Source organism: Pseudomonas sp. E315 (assembly GCF_055406205.1).
On the sequence record NZ_JBUZPJ010000001.1, the window covers coordinates 80,779 to 98,320 of the forward strand.

Annotated in this window: 18 protein-coding genes; 17 read left to right on the forward strand and 1 reads right to left on the reverse strand. The window is 56.5% G+C overall.

All coding sequences use genetic code 11. The features are described from left to right. Positions 1 to 60 precede the first annotated feature (60 nt). The 10 genes from ACZRJQ_RS00395 to ACZRJQ_RS00440 all read left to right on the forward strand — a co-directional run bounded on the left by ACZRJQ_RS00395 (position 61) and on the right by ACZRJQ_RS00440 (position 7,874). Complete coding sequence (locus ACZRJQ_RS00395) at positions 61 to 1,374, forward strand: flagellar hook-length control protein FliK (RefSeq protein ID WP_463976453.1); 1,314 nt, start codon at positions 61 to 63, stop codon at positions 1,372 to 1,374. 429 nt (positions 1,375 to 1,803) lie between these two features. Next, the gene (fliL, locus tag ACZRJQ_RS00400; RefSeq protein WP_463976454.1) at positions 1,804 to 2,295 is read left to right on the forward strand and encodes a flagellar basal body-associated protein FliL; all 492 of its coding nucleotides are present in this window, start codon (positions 1,804 to 1,806) and stop codon (positions 2,293 to 2,295) included. Positions 2,296 to 2,304: 9 nt separating this feature from the next. Beyond that, positions 2,305 to 3,273, forward strand: a complete 969-nt coding sequence (gene fliM, locus ACZRJQ_RS00405; protein WP_047275940.1) for a flagellar motor switch protein FliM — start codon at positions 2,305 to 2,307, stop codon at positions 3,271 to 3,273. A gap of 57 nt (positions 3,274 to 3,330) precedes the next feature. Beyond that, positions 3,331 to 3,795, forward strand: coding sequence for a flagellar motor switch protein FliN (gene fliN / locus ACZRJQ_RS00410; RefSeq protein WP_463976455.1), 465 nt, complete (start codon positions 3,331 to 3,333; stop codon positions 3,793 to 3,795). After that, positions 3,796 to 4,236 carry a flagellar biosynthetic protein FliO gene (gene fliO, locus ACZRJQ_RS00415; RefSeq protein ID WP_463976456.1) on the forward strand — a complete coding sequence of 147 codons (441 nt, stop codon included), beginning with the start codon at positions 3,796 to 3,798 and terminating at the stop codon, positions 4,234 to 4,236. Beyond that, a complete protein-coding gene (gene fliP / locus ACZRJQ_RS00420; RefSeq protein WP_094992277.1) occupies positions 4,236 to 4,979 on the forward strand; it encodes a flagellar type III secretion system pore protein FliP in 744 nt (247 codons plus the stop codon). Before fliO ends, fliP begins: the two co-directional genes overlap by 1 nt. 24 nt (positions 4,980 to 5,003) lie before the next feature. Beyond that, the gene (gene fliQ / locus ACZRJQ_RS00425) at positions 5,004 to 5,273 is read left to right on the forward strand and encodes a flagellar biosynthesis protein FliQ (RefSeq protein WP_059763026.1); all 270 of its coding nucleotides are present in this window, start codon (positions 5,004 to 5,006) and stop codon (positions 5,271 to 5,273) included. Then, the gene (gene fliR / locus ACZRJQ_RS00430; protein WP_463976457.1) at positions 5,274 to 6,056 is read left to right on the forward strand and encodes a flagellar biosynthetic protein FliR; all 783 of its coding nucleotides are present in this window, start codon (positions 5,274 to 5,276) and stop codon (positions 6,054 to 6,056) included. Positions 6,057 to 6,058: 2 nt separating this feature from the next. After that, positions 6,059 to 7,195, forward strand: coding sequence for a flagellar biosynthesis protein FlhB (flhB, locus tag ACZRJQ_RS00435; protein ID WP_463976458.1), 1,137 nt, complete (start codon positions 6,059 to 6,061; stop codon positions 7,193 to 7,195). A 109-nt stretch (positions 7,196 to 7,304) separates the two neighbouring features. Continuing rightward, positions 7,305 to 7,874, forward strand: coding sequence for a hypothetical protein (locus ACZRJQ_RS00440; protein WP_463976459.1), 570 nt, complete (start codon positions 7,305 to 7,307; stop codon positions 7,872 to 7,874). A 122-nt stretch (positions 7,875 to 7,996) separates the two neighbouring features. Here ACZRJQ_RS00440 and ACZRJQ_RS00445 read toward each other — a convergent pair whose 3' ends face one another. After that, positions 7,997 to 8,455 carry an REP-associated tyrosine transposase gene (locus ACZRJQ_RS00445; protein WP_463976460.1) on the reverse strand — a complete coding sequence of 153 codons (459 nt, stop codon included), beginning with the start codon at positions 8,453 to 8,455 and terminating at the stop codon, positions 7,997 to 7,999. Positions 8,456 to 8,698: 243 nt separating this feature from the next. On the opposite strand from ACZRJQ_RS00445, the gene flhA reads away from it, so the two are divergent. From flhA to ACZRJQ_RS00480, 7 genes are all read left to right on the forward strand, one after another. Further along, positions 8,699 to 10,828, forward strand: coding sequence for a flagellar biosynthesis protein FlhA (gene flhA / locus ACZRJQ_RS00450; RefSeq protein WP_463976968.1), 2,130 nt, complete (start codon positions 8,699 to 8,701; stop codon positions 10,826 to 10,828). A gap of 10 nt (positions 10,829 to 10,838) precedes the next feature. After that, positions 10,839 to 12,152 (forward strand): flagellar biosynthesis protein FlhF, encoded by a 1,314-nt coding sequence (gene flhF, locus ACZRJQ_RS00455; RefSeq protein WP_463976461.1) that lies wholly within the window; start codon positions 10,839 to 10,841, stop codon positions 12,150 to 12,152. Positions 12,153 to 12,271: 119 nt separating this feature from the next. Continuing rightward, complete coding sequence (gene fleN / locus ACZRJQ_RS00460; protein ID WP_463976462.1) at positions 12,272 to 13,105, forward strand: flagellar synthesis regulator FleN; 834 nt, start codon at positions 12,272 to 12,274, stop codon at positions 13,103 to 13,105. Next, entirely contained in the window at positions 13,102 to 13,842 is a 741-nt protein-coding gene (gene fliA, locus ACZRJQ_RS00465) for an RNA polymerase sigma factor FliA (protein ID WP_463976463.1), read from the forward strand. Before fleN ends, fliA begins: the two co-directional genes overlap by 4 nt. A 203-nt stretch (positions 13,843 to 14,045) precedes the next feature. Next, a complete protein-coding gene (locus ACZRJQ_RS00470; protein ID WP_463976464.1) occupies positions 14,046 to 14,417 on the forward strand; it encodes a chemotaxis response regulator CheY in 372 nt (123 codons plus the stop codon). A 21-nt stretch (positions 14,418 to 14,438) separates the two neighbouring features. Beyond that, the gene (locus ACZRJQ_RS00475; RefSeq protein WP_463976465.1) at positions 14,439 to 15,227 is read left to right on the forward strand and encodes a protein phosphatase CheZ; all 789 of its coding nucleotides are present in this window, start codon (positions 14,439 to 14,441) and stop codon (positions 15,225 to 15,227) included. 65 nt (positions 15,228 to 15,292) lie between these two features. Continuing rightward, complete coding sequence (locus tag ACZRJQ_RS00480; RefSeq protein WP_463976466.1) at positions 15,293 to 17,497, forward strand: chemotaxis protein CheA; 2,205 nt, start codon at positions 15,293 to 15,295, stop codon at positions 17,495 to 17,497. Positions 17,498 to 17,542: the final 45 nt, after the last annotated feature.

Here is a 17,542-nt window from a genome sequence, read left to right on the forward strand (position 1 = left end):
CGAACCTTGCTCTGATTCTCTGACCTGTACCTACGCCAGCCGTACAGTGGAGACCTTTTTATGCCTCTTGCCCCCAATTCGTTGCTTCAGACCCCAGCCACAGTTACGCCTAAAAAAACGGCGGCCACTATGGCCCAGCCTGCCGTCGAGCCTTCTAAATCAAAGGCTCAGGACTTTTCGAAGGTGTATGCCAAAGCGTCCGACAACAGCGTGGCAAGCGCGGCGGATAAAGCCTCAAAGTCTGTTCGCGACAAAGCCCCGGAGCCTGTGGCCAAGCGTGAAGTGGGCAGCGCCAAGGTTGCCGATAGCGGCAAGCCCTTGCCTGGCGGCAAGGAGAAGGACAAGGTCAGCGCCGATCAGGATGACAGCGCAGACAAACCTGTCGATGACGCGGCTGCATCGGTCGACCCAGCTCCGCTTGTTCCAGTTGCCCCTGTCGTGACTGCGCCGCCGGTTGCCGAAACACAACCTGAAGTTGTTGCACCGCCGCCTGGCGATCAACTCCCGCCTTTGGCCGTACAAGCTAGCGTTGTGGCCGCTCAGGCGCAGCCAGTGGTCGATGAAAACTTTGACCCTCAAGCTGACCCTTTAGACGACATGCCAGCAGTGCGCTTGGCGATGGAGCAGGGCGGCCATGTTTCAGCCAGCAGCCAGGCGCAGGTCAAGAGCGCACCGACTGAAGCCCAACCTGCTGCCGTGCAAGGGCAGGCCAACGGCATCGCTATGCTGTTGGATCAAAAAGCCGATACCGAAACCTCGGGCGAAGGTGGCGAAAAGTCCTTCAAGGGGCTGGTCGATGATGGCCTCAAAGACTTGAAAAGTGCCTCTAGCGATACCCGTGTGGACGATTTCGCCAATCGCTTGGCGGCGTTGACCCAAGCGGCTGTGCCGAAAACAGCGAACGCGCTGCCCGTCAACCAGCCGTTGGCCATGCACCAAAGTGGCTGGTCGGAAGAAGTCGTCAACCGTGTGATGTACTTGTCCAGTGCCAACCTTAAATCGGCGGATATTCAGCTTGAGCCTGCGGAGCTGGGGCGTTTGGATATTCGGGTCAACATGACCGTTGATCAGCCTGCGCAGGTGAATTTTGTCAGTGGCCATGCGGGAGTGCGTGAAGCGCTGGAAGGCCAGATGCACCGTTTGCGTGAGATGTTCGCCCAGCAGGGGATGGGGCAGGTTGACGTTAACGTGTCGGATCAGTCGCGCAATTGGCAGGGGCAAGGTCAGGAGCAGCAGGGACAGAATGCCGGCCGCACCAGCAATGGTGGTGGTCGTCTTGATGGCGGGACTGAGGATGAGCTTTCGGTTGCCGCAGCAGAGGCAGCGACCCCCAGTGTGGTGTTGGGGTCTAGTGCGGTGGATTACTACGCTTAAGTGTTTAAGCATTGGGTGCTGAGAGCGGTTTAGGTGTTGGCGCTGGCCTAGGTGTGCTTATCTCTTGCTCTTGGATGTGTCGAGGCGTTACTCAAAAGTAACCAAAAGTCTTGCCCCTCCATTGGCCCTTACTGCGCTGCGGGTTCCCTCATTCCATCGCCACTGCGCAACGATTCCATTCGGCAGGCTGGCAAGGGGCTTTTGAGGTGTCTGAGGTACTGGGTGGCCTCGACACATCCAAGAGATAAGCACACTTCCTGTAGGAGCTGCCGAAGGCTGCGATCTTTTAAAACATCAACAGATCGCAACCTTCGGCAGCTCCTACACGTCAGCAAAAAACCGATTCCCCACTCACTCTCACTTCTGGCATAACACTTGCTCTTGCCTAGCCATGCACCTGTGAAAACCGAATAGTGACGGATTATTGGCATGGCGAAGAGCGACGCAGTGAAAGACCCCGCCCAGAAAGGCAAACTCAAGCTGATTATCCTGATCGTAGTGGCCCTGCTGCTGGCGATTGGTGTGTCAGTGGGTGCTACCTGGTATTTCATGCACAGCGCGCAGAGCAAGCCCGATGCCGTGATTGATCCCAACGTTAAGGTGGCGGCGATTTATGAGCCGATGGCCCCTGCGTTTGTGGTCAATTACAACGCCAATGGCCGCCAGCGCTATATGCAGGTCAGCATGACGTTGCAAGCCCGCAATCAAGCTGATCTCGATGCGCTCAAAGTTCATATGCCCGTCATCCGCAATAACTTGGTGATGCTGTTCTCCGGGCAAACGTTTGAGACCCTGGCGACGCCAGTAGGTCAAGAAATGCTGCGCCAAAAAGCCACTGCCAGCGTGCAGGAAGTGGCGCAAAAAGAGCTCGGCAAAGTAGTTGTCGATCAGGTGCTCTTTACTAACTTCGTATTGCAGTAGGATCACGACATGGCCGTGCAAGACCTGCTGTCCCAGGATGAGATCGACGCGCTGTTGCATGGCGTTGATGACGGTCTGGTACAGACCGAAATGGCTGCCGAACCGGGCAGTGTCAAAAGTTACGACCTGACCAGTCAGGATCGAATTGTCCGGGGCCGCATGCCGACCCTGGAAATGATCAACGAGCGCTTTGCCCGTTACACCCGCATCAGCATGTTCAACATGTTGCGCCGCTCGGCAGATGTGGCGGTTGGCGGTGTTCAGGTGATGAAGTTCGGTGAATACGTGCACTCGCTGTACGTGCCTACCAGCCTCAATCTGGTCAAGATCAAACCCCTGCGCGGTACGGCGTTGTTCATCCTCGACGCCAAGCTGGTGTTCAAGTTGGTGGACAACTTTTTCGGTGGCGATGGGCGTCACGCCAAGATCGAAGGCCGTGAGTTCACCCCGACTGAGTTGCGGGTGGTGCGTATGGTGCTGGAGCAGGCTTTCATTGATCTGAAAGAAGCCTGGCAGGCGATCATGGAAGTCAATTTCGAGTACATCAACTCGGAAGTGAACCCGGCGATGGCCAACATTGTGGGGCCGAGCGAGGCCATTGTGGTTTCGACCTTCCACATCGAGCTGGATGGCGGTGGCGGTGATCTGCACGTCACCATGCCGTACTCGATGATTGAGCCGGTACGCGAAATGCTCGATGCGGGCTTCCAGTCAGACCTCGACGATCAGGACGAGCGCTGGAGCAAAGCCCTGCGCGAAGACGTGCTCGATGTGAGTGTGCCGCTCAGTGCCACGGTGGCTCGCCGTCAATTGCGTCTGCGTGACATTTTGCACATGCAGCCCGGCGACGTTATCCCTATCGAGCTGCAAGACGAACTGGTCATGCGTGCCAATGGCGTGCCGTCGTTCAAAGTCAAATTGGGCTCGCACAAGGGCAATCTCGCTCTGCAAGTGGTCGAGCCTATCGATCGGCGTTAAGCGCCGGTTTTGAAGAATTCGCTGTGTAACTGATTGACTGCCCGCCGAGGACAACTAATGGCTGACGAACACGAAATAACTTCCGCGGAAGATCAGGCTTTGGCCGATGAATGGGCTGCGGCACTGGAAGAAACAGGGGATGCAGGCCAGCACGATATCGATGCGTTGCTCGCGGCTGATGTCAGCAAGCCAGCCTCTAATCGCTTGCCGATGGAAGAGTTTGGCAGCGTGCCGCGCAACAATGATCCGGTCACGCTGGATGGCCCGAATCTGGACGTGATTCTGGATATCCCGGTCTCCATCTCGATGGAAGTGGGCAGCACCGACATCAACATTCGTAACCTGCTGCAACTTAACCAGGGCTCGGTCATTGAGCTTGATCGTCTGGCGGGTGAGCCGTTGGATGTGTTGGTTAACGGCACGTTGATTGCGCATGGCGAAGTGGTGGTGGTGAACGAAAAGTTTGGTATTCGCCTGACTGACGTGATCAGCCCAAGCGAACGCATTAAGAAGCTGCGCTAAGTGAAACGGGCTCTCGGCGGTTTATTGGCGTTACCTTTCAGTGTGCTGGCGGCCGAGCCGGTTGCCACCGCAGCGGCTGCGGCTGCCCCCGTGGCAGGTGGCGGCATTGGCGGGCAATTGACGCAATTGGTGCTGGGTTTGCTGCTGGTGCTGGGCCTTATTTTTGCGTTGGCCTGGTTGCTGCGCCGAGTGCAACACGCTGGGCCGCGCCAAGGCCAAATGATCGAGTTGATCAGTACGCGTGCCTTGGGTGCGCGTGATCGGCTGGTGCTGGTGCAGGTGGGTAACGAGCAAATTCTGCTGGGGCTTACGCCGGGGCGTATCACCCCGTTGCATGTGCTTAAAGAGCCCGTAACCGTGCCGGGCCCCACTGAGCAAGCCACGCCAGAGTTCGCCAAGCGCCTGATGGAGCTGTTAGGTAATCAAAAGGACAAGCAGTAATGCGTTTAGTCGTCGCACTGTTGTTGGCGTTGGCCGCGCCTTTGGCGTTCGGCGCCGATCCGCTGTCGATCCCGGCCATCACGCTGGGCACTGGGGCCGACGGCCAGCAAGAGTATTCGGTCAGCCTGCAAATTCTGCTGATCATGACGGCGCTGAGTTTTATCCCGGCGTTCGTCATGCTGATGACCAGCTTCACGCGCATCATCATCGTGTTCTCGATTTTGCGGCAGGCGCTGGGTTTGCAACAAACGCCGTCCAACCAGATTCTTACCGGCATGGCGCTGTTTTTGACCCTGTTCATCATGGCGCCGGTGTTCGACAAGATTAACGAAAATGCCTTGCAGCCCTACCTTGCGGAAAAGCTCTCGGCACAGGATGCGATTCTTAAGGCGGAGGGCCCGATCAAGGACTTCATGCTGGCGCAAACCCGCACCAGCGACCTTGAACTGTTTATGCGTTTGTCCAAGCGCACAGACATCGCCACGCCTGACGCCGCGCCCTTGACCATTCTGGTTCCGGCGTTCGTGACGTCTGAGTTGAAAACAGCGTTCCAGATCGGCTTCATGATTTTCATCCCGTTTTTGATCATCGACCTGGTCGTGGCCAGTGTGCTGATGGCAATGGGTATGATGATGCTCTCGCCGTTAATCATCTCGCTGCCGTTCAAAATCATGTTGTTCGTGCTGGTGGATGGCTGGGCGCTGATTATTGGTACCTTGGCCAGCAGTTTTGGCGGAGTTTGACACCATGAGCGGGAGTAACGCGCAATGACCCCGGAAGTCGCGGTTGACCTGTTTCGCAGTGCGTTGTGGCTGACCACCATGATGGTCGCCGTGTTGGTGGTGCCCAGTCTGTTGGTGGGTTTGATGGTGGCAATGTTTCAGGCCGCCACCCAGATCAACGAGCAAACTTTGAGCTTTCTGCCGCGATTGCTGGTGATGCTCATCACTCTGATCGTGGCTGGGCCGTGGCTGGTGCAAACCTTTATGGAATACATCCTGTCGTTGTACGGCAGCATTCCGCAGTTGATCGGCTAAATGTCGCTGCTGGCCCTGACGGACGCGCAGATCAGTACCTGGGTCGCCAGCTTCATGCTGCCGCTGTTCCGGGTGGGCGCGGTGTTGACCACAATGCCAGTCATTGGTACGACGCTGGTGCCCAAGCGCATCAAGTTGTTTTTGTCTTTGGCGATTACGCTGGCGATCATGCCCAGCTTGCCGCCGTTACCCGTCGTCAATCCGCTGGATCTCAGTGGCCTGCTGTTGATTGGTGAGCAGATCATCATTGGTGCCTTGCTCGGGTTCTCGTTGCAGTTGTTCTTTCAGGCGTTCGTGATTGCCGGGCAGATTGTGGCGATCCAGATGGGTATGGGCTTTGCGTCAATGGTCGACCCCGCCAACGGGGTTAACGTCGCCGTGATCGGGCAGTTTTTCACCATGTTGGTAACGCTACTGTTTTTGTCCATGAACGGGCATCTGGTGGTGTTTGAGGTGCTGACTGAAAGCTTCACCACCTTGCCAGTGGGAGGAGGGTTGCTGACCAATCACTTCTGGGAGGTGGTGGGTAAGCTCGGTTGGGTGTTGGGCGCGGCCTTGATGCTGGTGTTGCCAGCCATCACTGCGTTGCTGGTGGTCAACATCGCTTTTGGCGTCATGACCCGCGCCGCGCCGCAGTTGAACATCTTCGCTATTGGTTTTCCGCTGACTCTGGTGCTGGGCATGGTGATCCTGTGGATCAGCCTGGCGGACATTCTCAATCAGTATCAACCGCTGGCCACTGAGGCCTTGCAGTTCTTACGTGACTTGGCACAGGCGCGTTAGCTATGGCCGAGAGCGAGAGTGGCGCGGACAAAACAGAAGACCCCACGGAAAAACGAAAAAAAGACTCCAGAGAAAAGGGCGAGATCGCACGCTCTAAAGAACTTAATACGCTGGCGATCATGCTCGCGGGCTCTATCGGTTTGCTGATTTTTGGTGGCGCGCTGGCGCAAGACATGATGGAAATCATGCGCTACAACTTCAGCATCAACCGCGAAACCTTACTCAACACTGACTCGATGGGCGCATTCTTGCTGCACTCAGGCAAGATCGCGCTTATTGCTCTGCAACCTGTACTCATCACCTTGCTCATTGCAGCGTTGGTGGGGCCGATCGCCCTCGGCGGCTGGCTGTTTGCGGCAGGCAGTTTGGCCCCTAAATTCAGCCGCATGAACCCGGCCGCGGGCATCAAACGTATGTTCTCGGCCAAGGCGTTGGTCGAACTGCTCAAGGCCTTGGCCAAGTTTTTCATCATCCTGATTGTGGCGTTGTTGGTGCTCAAGTCTGACATCGACGACTTGCAGCGTATCGCCCACGAGCCGCTGGAGCTGGCGGTTATTCATAGCTTGCAAGTGGTGGCCTGGAGCGCGTTGTGGATGGCCTGCGGGTTGATTTTGATCGCGGCGGTGGACGTGCCGGTGCAGTTGTGGGAAAGCCACAAAAAGCTGCTGATGACCAAGCAGGAAGTGCGCGACGAACACAAGGATCAAGAGGGGCGGCCCGAGGTCAAGCAGCGCATTCGTCAATTGCAGCGCGACATGTCACAACGTCGCATGATGAGCGCCATTCCCGACGCCGATGTGATCATCACCAACCCGACCCACTACGCCGTGGCCCTCAAGTACGACCCTGAGAAAGGTGCCGCCCCCATGTTGCTGGCCAAGGGCAGCGACTTTTTGGCGTTAAAAATTCGAGAAATTGGCGCCAAGCACGACATCCTACTGCTTGAGTCCCCTGCGTTGGCGCGTTCGATCTACTACTCCACTGAGCTGGAGCAGGAAATTCCTGCCGGCTTGTATCTGGCTGTGGCGCAGGTATTGGCCTACGTGTACCAGATTCGCCAACATCAGGCGGGCAAAGGCAAGCGGCCAGATCCGCTCAAAGACCTGCCGATCCCGCCGGATTTAAGGCGTGATGAGTGAGGCTTGGGCTGGCGTACTGTCACTGTTGCCAGTAGAGGCTTCGCGTAAATCTGCTTAACTTGGGTAGCGGCTGTCATTTTGGCTCGCGGCCAGGCAATGGAGATTCGCGATGTCGATCGAGTTAACCCTTATCCCCCAAGGCTCGGCCAGCACTTACGCATTGAGTGACTCGCGGTCTATTGCGTGTGTTGATCTGGAGAGCCCATTTACGACCTTTCCAGTGCTGGATGGCACCTTTGCAATCTTTTGGCTGGATCAGTTGCAAGGTCAGCAGGTGATTGGTTTTGGTAATCAGGGTTCTAACTTGTTGGCGTTGATTGCGCTGCCCACCGTGCCTGAGGGCAGTGGGCATGCGCAGTATTACGACGCAATCATGGAGCGCTGCCATAAAGAGCGTGATTCGATTTTGTCTTTTATGCGCAAATCCTTGAGTTTTGAGGGGATTAATGGGCGTTGTGTGCGCAGTTTTATTTTGTACAAGTTGGTGCGCCAGTTGCAGTTGGCCAGCATACCGGTGTGGGAAGACCGTGTGCGGGCAGGGGATGGGCGGTGTGGGCAGATTTTGATTGGTGGGCGCGGGTCGCCTCGTTATGAGCCTAATCGCAGGATTGATGTGGCGTTTGAGTCCAGTAGTAATGCGTGTTTGGTGATTGATTTAGGGGAGTGGCGCTGGAATTAGTTTTGGTGTTTTGAGTGGCGGGGGGGGGTATACCCGTTTGAAAATCACCTAAGTTGGAGCTGCCGCAGGCTGCGATCTTTAACAATCAATAGATCGCAGCCTTCGGCAGCTCCTACCCGCGATCACAGCCACACGGCATCCCACAAGGGGTAGTCACCAATTTTGCTCACGAGCCCGGCGCGGATTGGGTTCATGACGATATACCGGGCGAGCGCTTTCAAATCGTCTTCGCGGCGCAAGCCTCTGTCGTGATAGCCCCGCTGCCAAATGCGCGTACTCAGGCCTGATCGCATGTTCAAGGCTTTGCTGCTGCGCGATTTGACGCGGCACATCAGTTCGGCCAGCGTGCCTTTGTTCAGTTGAATCAACCAGTGGAAATGATCAGGCATGACGACCCATGCTAGTGAGGTGACCAGCCCTGCGTCATGTGCTTGCCGAAATTGTTCGGCCACTAAGCGGCCAGTAGGCCAGTCGACAAAAAGAGGGGTTCGCTGATCGACCACTGATGTCAGCAGGTAAATCTGATTGGGCTCTGATGAGCGTCCCTTGCGTAATCGGCAGCTGCTCGCACTGATTGGCATTCCATTACCTGCTATTGGCTAGACGCTGCAAATCATAGTGCGGCGCTTTTGCGCAGGCCGATCAGAACATGGTCTTTATATTTCAATGAGCCTTCAGAGCGCCGCCCCGGCATCCCCAGCCTGTGACAAAGGCTCTGCCCACACAGAAATATGGCCATTTGCCAAAGTTGGAAGGTTTCTTGCAATGGCAGGCTCCACGGCGCATATGGCGTCAAAAGTTTGCTAAAGGTTTGTGCAATGTCATTGGATCGCTCTCAGTTAATCAACGGTGCACGCAACGGTCTGGCCGGTTTGGGTCAGGGGCAGTTGGGCGTGCCGCTGTTGCTGCTGGTCATGCTGGCCATGATGATGTTGCCAATCCCGGCGTTTTTGTTAGACGTGTTTTTCACGTTTAACATTGCGCTGTCGATTGTGGTGTTGCTGGTGTGCGTCTATGCCCTGCGCCCACTGGATTTCGCGGTATTCCCGACCATTTTGCTGGTCGCAACCTTGATGCGTCTGGCGCTAAACGTGGCTTCGACCCGGGTGGTGATGCTTCACGGGCAAGAAGGGCACGCCGCCGCCGGTAAGGTGATTCAGGCCTTCGGTGAGGTCGTGATCGGCGGCAACTACGTGGTCGGTATCGTTGTGTTCGCGATTTTGATGATCATCAACTTCGTGGTGGTCACCAAGGGCGCGGGGCGTATTTCTGAGGTGAGCGCGCGTTTCACCCTCGATGCCATGCCAGGTAAGCAAATGGCAATCGACGCCGATTTGAACGCCGGTTTGATCGATCAGAACCAAGCCAAGGCCCGTCGTCAGGACGTCGCCCAAGAGGCTGAGTTTTACGGGTCGATGGACGGTGCCAGCAAGTTTGTGCGCGGTGACGCCATTGCTGGTCTGTTGATTCTGTTTATCAACCTGATTGGCGGCATGGCGGTCGGTATTTTCCAGCATGGGATGACGTTCAGTGAGGCGGGTAAGGTTTACGCGCTGCTGACGATTGGTGACGGTTTGGTGGCGCAATTGCCTTCTCTGTTGCTGTCCACTGCGGCGGCGATCATGGTGACCCGTGCTTCGGGCTCCGAAGACATGGGCAAGCAGATCAATCGCCAGATGTTCGCATCGCCTAAAGCCTTGGCAGTGTCGGCTGCCATCATGGCGGTGATGGGGATTGTGCCCGGCATGCCGCACTTTTCTTTCCTCAGTTTGGCCGCAGTTGCAGGTGGCATCGCGTACCTGATGTGGAAAAAGCAAAGCGTGGTCAAGGTGCAGGCGCTGCAAGAGGTGCAACGCCAGCAAGAAATGCTGCCTTCGCCCGCTCGTGCTCAAGAAACCAAAGAGCTGGGTTGGGATGACGTCACGCCTATCGACATGATCGGTCTGGAAGTGGGTTATCGCTTGATCCCGCTGGTGGATCGTAATCAAGGCGGTCAGCTATTGGCGCGGATCAAGGGCGTACGCAAAAAGCTGTCCCAGGACTTGGGCTTTTTGATGCCGACGGTTCACATTCGCGACAACCTCGATTTGGCCCCTAGCGCTTATCGCCTGACCCTGATGGGGGTGATTTTGGCTGAAGCAGAGATTTACCCCGACCGCGAGCTGGCGATTAACCCCGGTCAGGTATTCGGCACGTTGAACGGAATTACGGCCAAAGACCCGGCCTTTGGTCTGGAAGCAGTGTGGATTGAAGTCAGTCAGCGCAGTCAGGCGCAATCCTTGGGCTATACCGTGGTGGATGCCAGCACTGTGGTAGCCACTCACTTGAACCAGATTTTGTACAAACACTCCCATGAGCTGATTGGTCATGAAGAAGTGCAGCAATTGATGCAATTGCTGGCCAAGGCTTCGCCCAAGTTGGCTGAAGAGTTGGTGCCGGGTGTGTTGACGTTGTCGCAACTGCTGAAAGTGTTGCAAGCGTTGTTGGCCGAGCAGGTGCCAGTACGCGACATTCGTAGTATTGCCGAAGCCGTCGCCAACAATGCTCACAAGAGTCAAGATACTGCCGCTTTGGTTGCCGCGGTGCGGGTCGGGCTCTCGCGTGCAATCGTGCAAAGCATTGTAGGCGTTGAGTCTGAGCTGCCAGTTATCACGCTGGAGCCAAGGTTGGAACAGATTTTGCTCAATAGTCTGCAGAAGGCAGGACAAGGTCAGGAAGAGGGCGTTCTGCTGGAGCCGAGCATGGCTGAAAAGCTACAACGTTCGCTGATCGACGCGGCCCAACGTCAAGAAATGCAAGGCAATCCGGTGATCTTGTTGGTAGCCGGCCCGGTACGCGCGATGCTTTCGCGGTTTGGACGCTTGGCGGTGCCAAACCTGCATGTGCTGGCGTACCAGGAAATACCTGATAACAAACAAGTCACCATCGTTGCGACAGTAGGCCCTAACGGCTGAGGTTTGGTTTATGCAAGTGAAGCGTTTTTTTGCCGCCGATATGCGTCAGGCCATGAAACTGGTTCGTGATGAGCTGGGGGCTGATGCCGCCATTATTGGTAACCGCCGCATTGCAGGCGGTGTTGAATTGACGGCTGCGCTGGACTACAAACTGTCCGCGCTGGCCCCGCGTGTGCCAAACATTGAACTTGAAGAAGAGCTGCGCAAGACCCAATCGCGCATTGTTTCGGCTCAGGCCGAGCTGAGCCTGCGCGGTGAAGGCGATGCTGAAGTCAGTCGCCAGCTGTTTGCCGGCTTGCCGCTGACCGCCGCCGAGCCGTTGATTGAGCCAACCTTTGAAGAACCGCCGCGCCCAGCGCCCAGCGTTGCACCGTCGATGGATCAGCGCGCTTTTGACACCATGCGCTTTGAGCTCAATGGCTTGCGTGAGTTGCTAGAGGTTCAGTTGGGGTCGCTGGCCTGGAATCAGCTACAAGGCAGCAAGCCTGCACAAGCTAACTTGTGGCGCCGCTTGCAGCGCATTGGGTTGTCGGGGCCGCTGTCTCGTGACTTGCTTGAGCAAGTCGCCGAAATTGAAGAGCCGCGTCAAGCCTGGCGCATGTTGTTGGCGCATTTGGCGCGAATGATTGCCACCCCGGAACTTGAACCGCTGGAAGAGGGCGGCGTCATTGCGATGGTCGGCCCGGCGGGTATGGGCAAGACCACCACGCTGGCCAAGCTGGCCGCGCGTTACGTGCTCAAATACGGCGCGCAGAATATCGCCTTGGTGAGCATGGACAGCTATCGGATTGGCGCGCAGGAGCAGCTCAAAACGTTGGGCCGCATCTTGAATGTGCCGGTGACTCACGTCGCGCCGGGTCAGTCTTTGGGCCAAACCCTTGAGCCGTTGGTGCGCAAGCGTGTGGTGCTGGTTGACACGGCGGGCTTGCAAGCCAGCGACCCGGCGTTGCGTCTGCAACTCGAAAGCCTTGCCGGGCGCGGTATTAAAGCCAAGAACTATTTGGTATTGGCCACCACCAGCCAAAAGCAGGTGTTAACGGCTGCATATCACAGCTACAAACGGTGTGGGTTGGCCGGTTGCATTCTGACAAAACTGGATGAAACCGCCAGCCTGGGTGAAGTGCTGAGTTTGGCGATCAGTCATGAGCTGCCGGTGGCCTACCTGACCGACGGCCCGCGTATCCCGGATGATCTTCACTTGCCGCGTCGTCACCAATTGGTGAGCCGTGCGGTCAGTGTGCAAATGCAGGAAGAGCCAAGCGAAGAAGCTATGGCCGATATGTTTGCTGATATTTATCACAGCCCCTCCAAACGAGTCGGCTGAGCGAGTAATGATTACGTTGCAATGTACCTACATTGATGGCCTGCAAGGTTTTGTTCCAGTGCGGAACGCGCAGCCAACCTCTGTAGCCGCGTCTAAGTAAGACAAGGTAAAGAAAGATCATGGGCAGCATGCATCCCGTACAGGTGATCGCAGTGACCGGCGGCAAGGGTGGCGTCGGTAAAACTAACGTTTCAGTCAACTTGTCGCTGGCTCTTGCCGAGCTGGGCAGACGAGTCATGTTGCTGGACGCTGACCTTGGGTTGGCTAACGTCGACGTCTTGCTGGGACTGACCCCAAAATTTACCCTGGCCGACGTGGTTGAGGGCCGTTGCGAGCTGCGCGATGTGTTGCTGCAAGGCCCCGGCGGTATTCGTATCGTGCCGGCGGCTTCGGGCACTCAGAGCATGGTGCACCTGAGTTCGGCGCAGCACGCCGGTCTGGTTCAGGCCTTTAGTGACATCGGCGACAACCTGGACGTGCTGGTGATTGACACCGCTGCCGGGATTGGTGATTCAGTGGTGAGTTTTGTGCGCGCCGCCCAAGAAGTGTTGCTGGTGGTGTGTGACGAACCGACCTCCATTACCGATGCTTATGCGCTGATCAAACTGCTCAACCGTGACTACGGCATGAACCGCTTCCGTGTGTTGGCAAACATGGCGCAAAGCCCGCAGGAAGGCCGCAACCTGTTTGCCAAGCTGACCAAGGTGACGGACCGCTTTTTGGATGTGGCCCTGCAATATGTCGGTGCAGTGCCTTACGACGAATGTGTACGCAAAGCCGTTCAAAAACAGCGCGCTGTTTACGAAGCCTTCCCTCGCTCCAAATGCGCGCTGGCCTTCAAGGCAATTGCCCAAAAAGTTGACACTTGGCCTTTGCCTGCCAACCCACGCGGGCACTTGGAGTTCTTTGTTGAGCGACTGGTGCAGCAAACGAGTGCGGGACCGGTCTTATGACAGCCAGTGGCTATCGCATGTACAGCAAGTCGTCGCGTGACAGCCAATATGAGCTGATCGAACGTTACGCCCCTTTGGTCAAGCGTATTGCCTACCACTTGTTGGCGCGTTTGCCAGCCAGCGTGCAAGTCGAAGACTTGATCCAGGCGGGCATGATCGGCCTGCTTGAAGTGTCCACCAAGTACGACGCAACCAAAGGCGCGAGTTTCGAGACGTACGCGGGTATTCGTATCCGTGGCGCGATGCTTGATGAAGTGCGAAAGGGCGACTGGGCCCCACGCTCGGTACACCGCAATACCCGCATGGTCAGTGATGCAATCAGGGCAATTGAAGCAAAAACCGGTTGTGACGCTAAAGATCACGAGGTTGCGGCCGAACTCCAGTTAAGCCTTGATGATTATTACGCGATTTTGAATGACACCCTGGGCAGCCGCCTGTTCAGTTTCGACGACCTGTTACAGGACGGCGAGCATGAAGGGCTGCACGAGGACGGCGCCAGCGCTCACCTTGAGCCTTCGCGAGACCTGGAAGACGAGCGCTTTCAGGCCGCATTGGCTGAGGCGATCGCCAATTTGCCGGAGCGTGAGCGACTGGTATTGGCGCTGTACTACGACGAAGAGCTGAACCTCAAAGAAATCGGTGAGGTTCTGGGTGTCAGCGAATCGCGAGTCAGCCAGTTGCATAGCCAATGTGCGGCGCGTTTGCGCGGGCGTTTGGCGGAATGGCGAGCACGCTGATACCGGTAGGTTTTGAATTTATGTAGGAGCGAGCGTGCTCGCGATGAAAGTCGATGCGTGTTGATTGATACGCCGTGTCGCCTGCATCGCGAGCACGCTCGCTCCTACGGGTTTTAACGTGGCATGTATACCGAATTGATTGAATGGCGCGCCCAGGTGCTGAGCGCGTTTAAGACTGCTTGGAGGTCGAATTGGACAAGAACATGAAAATCCTCATCGTTGATGATTTCTCAACGATGCGGCGGATCATTAAAAACCTGCTGCGTGACCTTGGGTTCACCAACACGGTGGAAGCAGATGACGGCACAACAGCGTTGCCGATCCTCAATCAGGGGCATATCGACTTTCTGGTGACTGACTGGAACATGCCGGGCATGACCGGTATTGACCTGCTGCGCCACGTGCGTGCCGACGAAAAACTCAAGCACTTGCCCGTGCTGATGGTGACGGCTGAAGCCAAGCGCGAGCAGATCATCGAAGCGGCTCAAGCCGGGGTTAACGGTTATGTCGTCAAACCGTTTACTGCCTTGGCACTCAAAGAAAAGATCGAAAAGATCTTTGAGCGCATCGGCTGATCGATTCGTCACGGGGGTGCTATGGAGCATAAAGAATCAAACCAGGGAGACTTTGAGTCGACCCTGAAGAAACATGCTCACGAATTGGTCGAAAGCCTTGAAAAAGGCCAGTTCGGCGATGCAGTGCAACTGATTCACGAACTGAACCAAACCCGCGATCGCGGTTTGTATCGGGAAGTGGGCAAATTGACGCGTGAGTTGCACAGCGCAATCGTCAATTTCCATATCGATCCGAGCACGCCGCAAGCCGAAGAAGTGTCCCAGATCACGGATGCGACCGAACGTTTGTCTTATGTTGTGCGCCTTACGGAAGCGGCCGCTAACAGGACGATGGATTTGGTGGAAAGCAGCACGCCCATCGTCAACAGTTTGGGGGCCGAGGCTAAAGCATTGAGTGCTGATTGGGGGCGTTTTATGCGCCGCGAAATCAGTGCTGAAGAGTTTCGCGAGTTAGCGAGGCGTGTTGACGGTTTTCTGACACGTAGCGAAGAAGAAAGCCACATTGTGGCCAGTAATCTGAACGACATCCTGTTGGCTCAGGATTACCAGGACCTTACCGGCCAAGTCATCAAACGCGTGACGCAGTTGGTGACCGAAGTCGAAGGTAACTTGCTTAAACTCGTGCTCATGGCCAGCCAGGTCGACCGCTTTGCGGGGATCGAACATGACCGTGATGCACTGCTCGCTGAAAATAATCCGCAAAAAAACCTGACTCAGGGTGAAGGTCCGCAGATTCATGCCGATAAGCGTGATGACGTCGTGTCCGGTCAGGACGATGTAGACGATTTGCTATCCAGTTTAGGTTTCTAGGTTTCGAGTAGGCGTGCGGGCAGTGTTGCCCGACGCTCAAAGACCTTATTTCAAGGAGCACCTACATGAGCTTCGGCGCCGATGAAGAAATCCTTCAGGATTTCCTGGTTGAAGCCGGCGAGATTCTAGAGCAACTGTCCGAACAACTGGTCGAGCTTGAAAGCCGCCCAGATGACGCTGACTTGCTCAATGCAATTTTTCGCGGTTTTCACACTGTAAAAGGGGGCGCCGGCTTCCTCCAGCTCAATGAGTTGGTGGAGTGCTGTCACATCGCCGAGAACGTGTTCGACATCCTGCGCAAGGGTGAACGACGGGTCGACTCCGAGCTGATGGACGTGGTCCTTGAAGCCCTGGACGCTGTAAACGGTATGTTCAGCGAAGTGCGTGAGCGCAGCCCAATCACGGCCGCGACGCCTGAATTGTTGGCAGCGCTGGCACGCTTGGCCGAGCCTGCGTCTGCTCAGCCGGTTGAAGTGGCACAACCAACGCCTGAACCAGTTGCTCAGGCGCCTGTTGCCAGTGAAGGCGGTGATATCACCGATAACGAATTTGAACTGCTGCTGGACTCGCTCAATGCGGTCAAAGCAGCCGCGGCCGCACCTGTTCAGCCCGCAGCCGTCGCGGCGACGGGTAGCGACGAAATAACCGATGCCGAGTTTGAGTCGTTGCTCGACCAATTGCACGGCAAAGGCCAGTTTGCACCTGATGCTGTGGCTTCAGCGGCCCCCGTCAGTGAAGCTGCCCCGGCCGCTGCGGCCAGCAATGACATTACAGACGACGAATTCGAAGCCTTGCTTGATCAGTTGCACGGCAAGGGCTCGTTCAGCGCTGATGCGCTGGACACCTCTGCGCCAGAAGCTTCGACCCCACCCGCAGCTGGCAAGGGCGAGCTGATCAGCGACCATGAATTCGAATCGCTGCTTGATGAGCTGCATGGCAAAGGCAAGTTTTCTGCCGAAAGCCCGGTGGTTGCGGCAACTGCCGCTGCAGCCCCGGCAGCTGTAGCAACTCCGGTAGCGAAAAAGGCTGAAGCTGCAGCCCCGCGTCCGGCCCCGGCCCGCGCACCGGCTGCACACCCTGACAAACCGGTCGCCTCCGAAGCCGAAACCACTGTGCGGGTTGACACTGCGCGCCTCGACGAAATCATGAACATGGTGGGCGAGTTGGTGTTGGTGCGTAACCGTTTGGTGCGTCTGGGGCTTAACAGCAGCGACGAGGCCATGTCCAAGGCGGTGTCCAACCTTGACGTGGTGACCGCAGATCTGCAAACCGCGGTGATGAAAACCCGCATGCAGCCGATCAAGAAAGTCTTTGGTCGCTTCCCGCGTTTGGTTCGCGACTTGGCGCGTCAACTGAAAAAAGAAATCAACCTGGAACTGGTAGGCGAAGAAACAGACCTGGACAAAAACCTGGTCGAGGCTTTGGCCGATCCGCTGGTCCACTTGGTGCGTAACGCGGTCGACCACGGGTGCGAAACCCCGGAAGAGCGTGAAGCCGCCGGTAAGTCCCGTTGCGGCCGCGTCATTCTGTCCGCTGAGCAAGAAGGCGACCATATCCTGCTGTCGATCTCTGACGACGGCAAGGGCATGGATGCGAATGTGCTGCGTGGCATCGCGGTCAAAAAAGGCTTGATGGACAAGGACGCTGCTGACCGCTTGAGCGAGTCCGACTGCTACAACCTGATTTTTGCGCCGGGCTTCTCGACTAAAACCGAGATTTCTGACGTGTCGGGTCGTGGTGTGGGCATGGACGTGGTGAAAACCAAAATCGCCCAGCTCAATGGCTCGCTCAATATTTACTCGACCTTGGGCCAAGGCTCGAAGATCGTGATCAAGGTGCCGCTGACACTGGCGATCATGCCGACGCTGATGGTGATGCTGGGCAATCAGGCGTTTGCGTTCCCACTGGTCAACGTAAACGAAATCTTCCACCTCGACCTGTCGCGCACCAACGTGGTGGACGGTCAGGAAGTGGTGATCGTGCGCGATAAAGCGCTGCCTTTGTTCTACCTCAAGCGCTGGTTGGTGGCGTCTGCCGCCCATGAAGAACAGCGTGAAGGGCATGTGGTGATTCTTTCGGTGGGCACTCAGCGCATCGGCTTTGTGGTCGATCAGTTGGTTGGTCAAGAAGAAGTGGTCATCAAACCGTTGGGCAAAATGCTTCAGGGCACGCCGGGCATGTCGGGAGCCACCATTACAGGTGATGGCCGTATTGCCTTGATTTTGGATGTTCCGAGCATGCTCAAGCGCTACGCCGCACGGCGTATTTGATTCTGGTGGAGCGGGGCGGTTGCGCCTCGCGCTGCCTAACGGAGT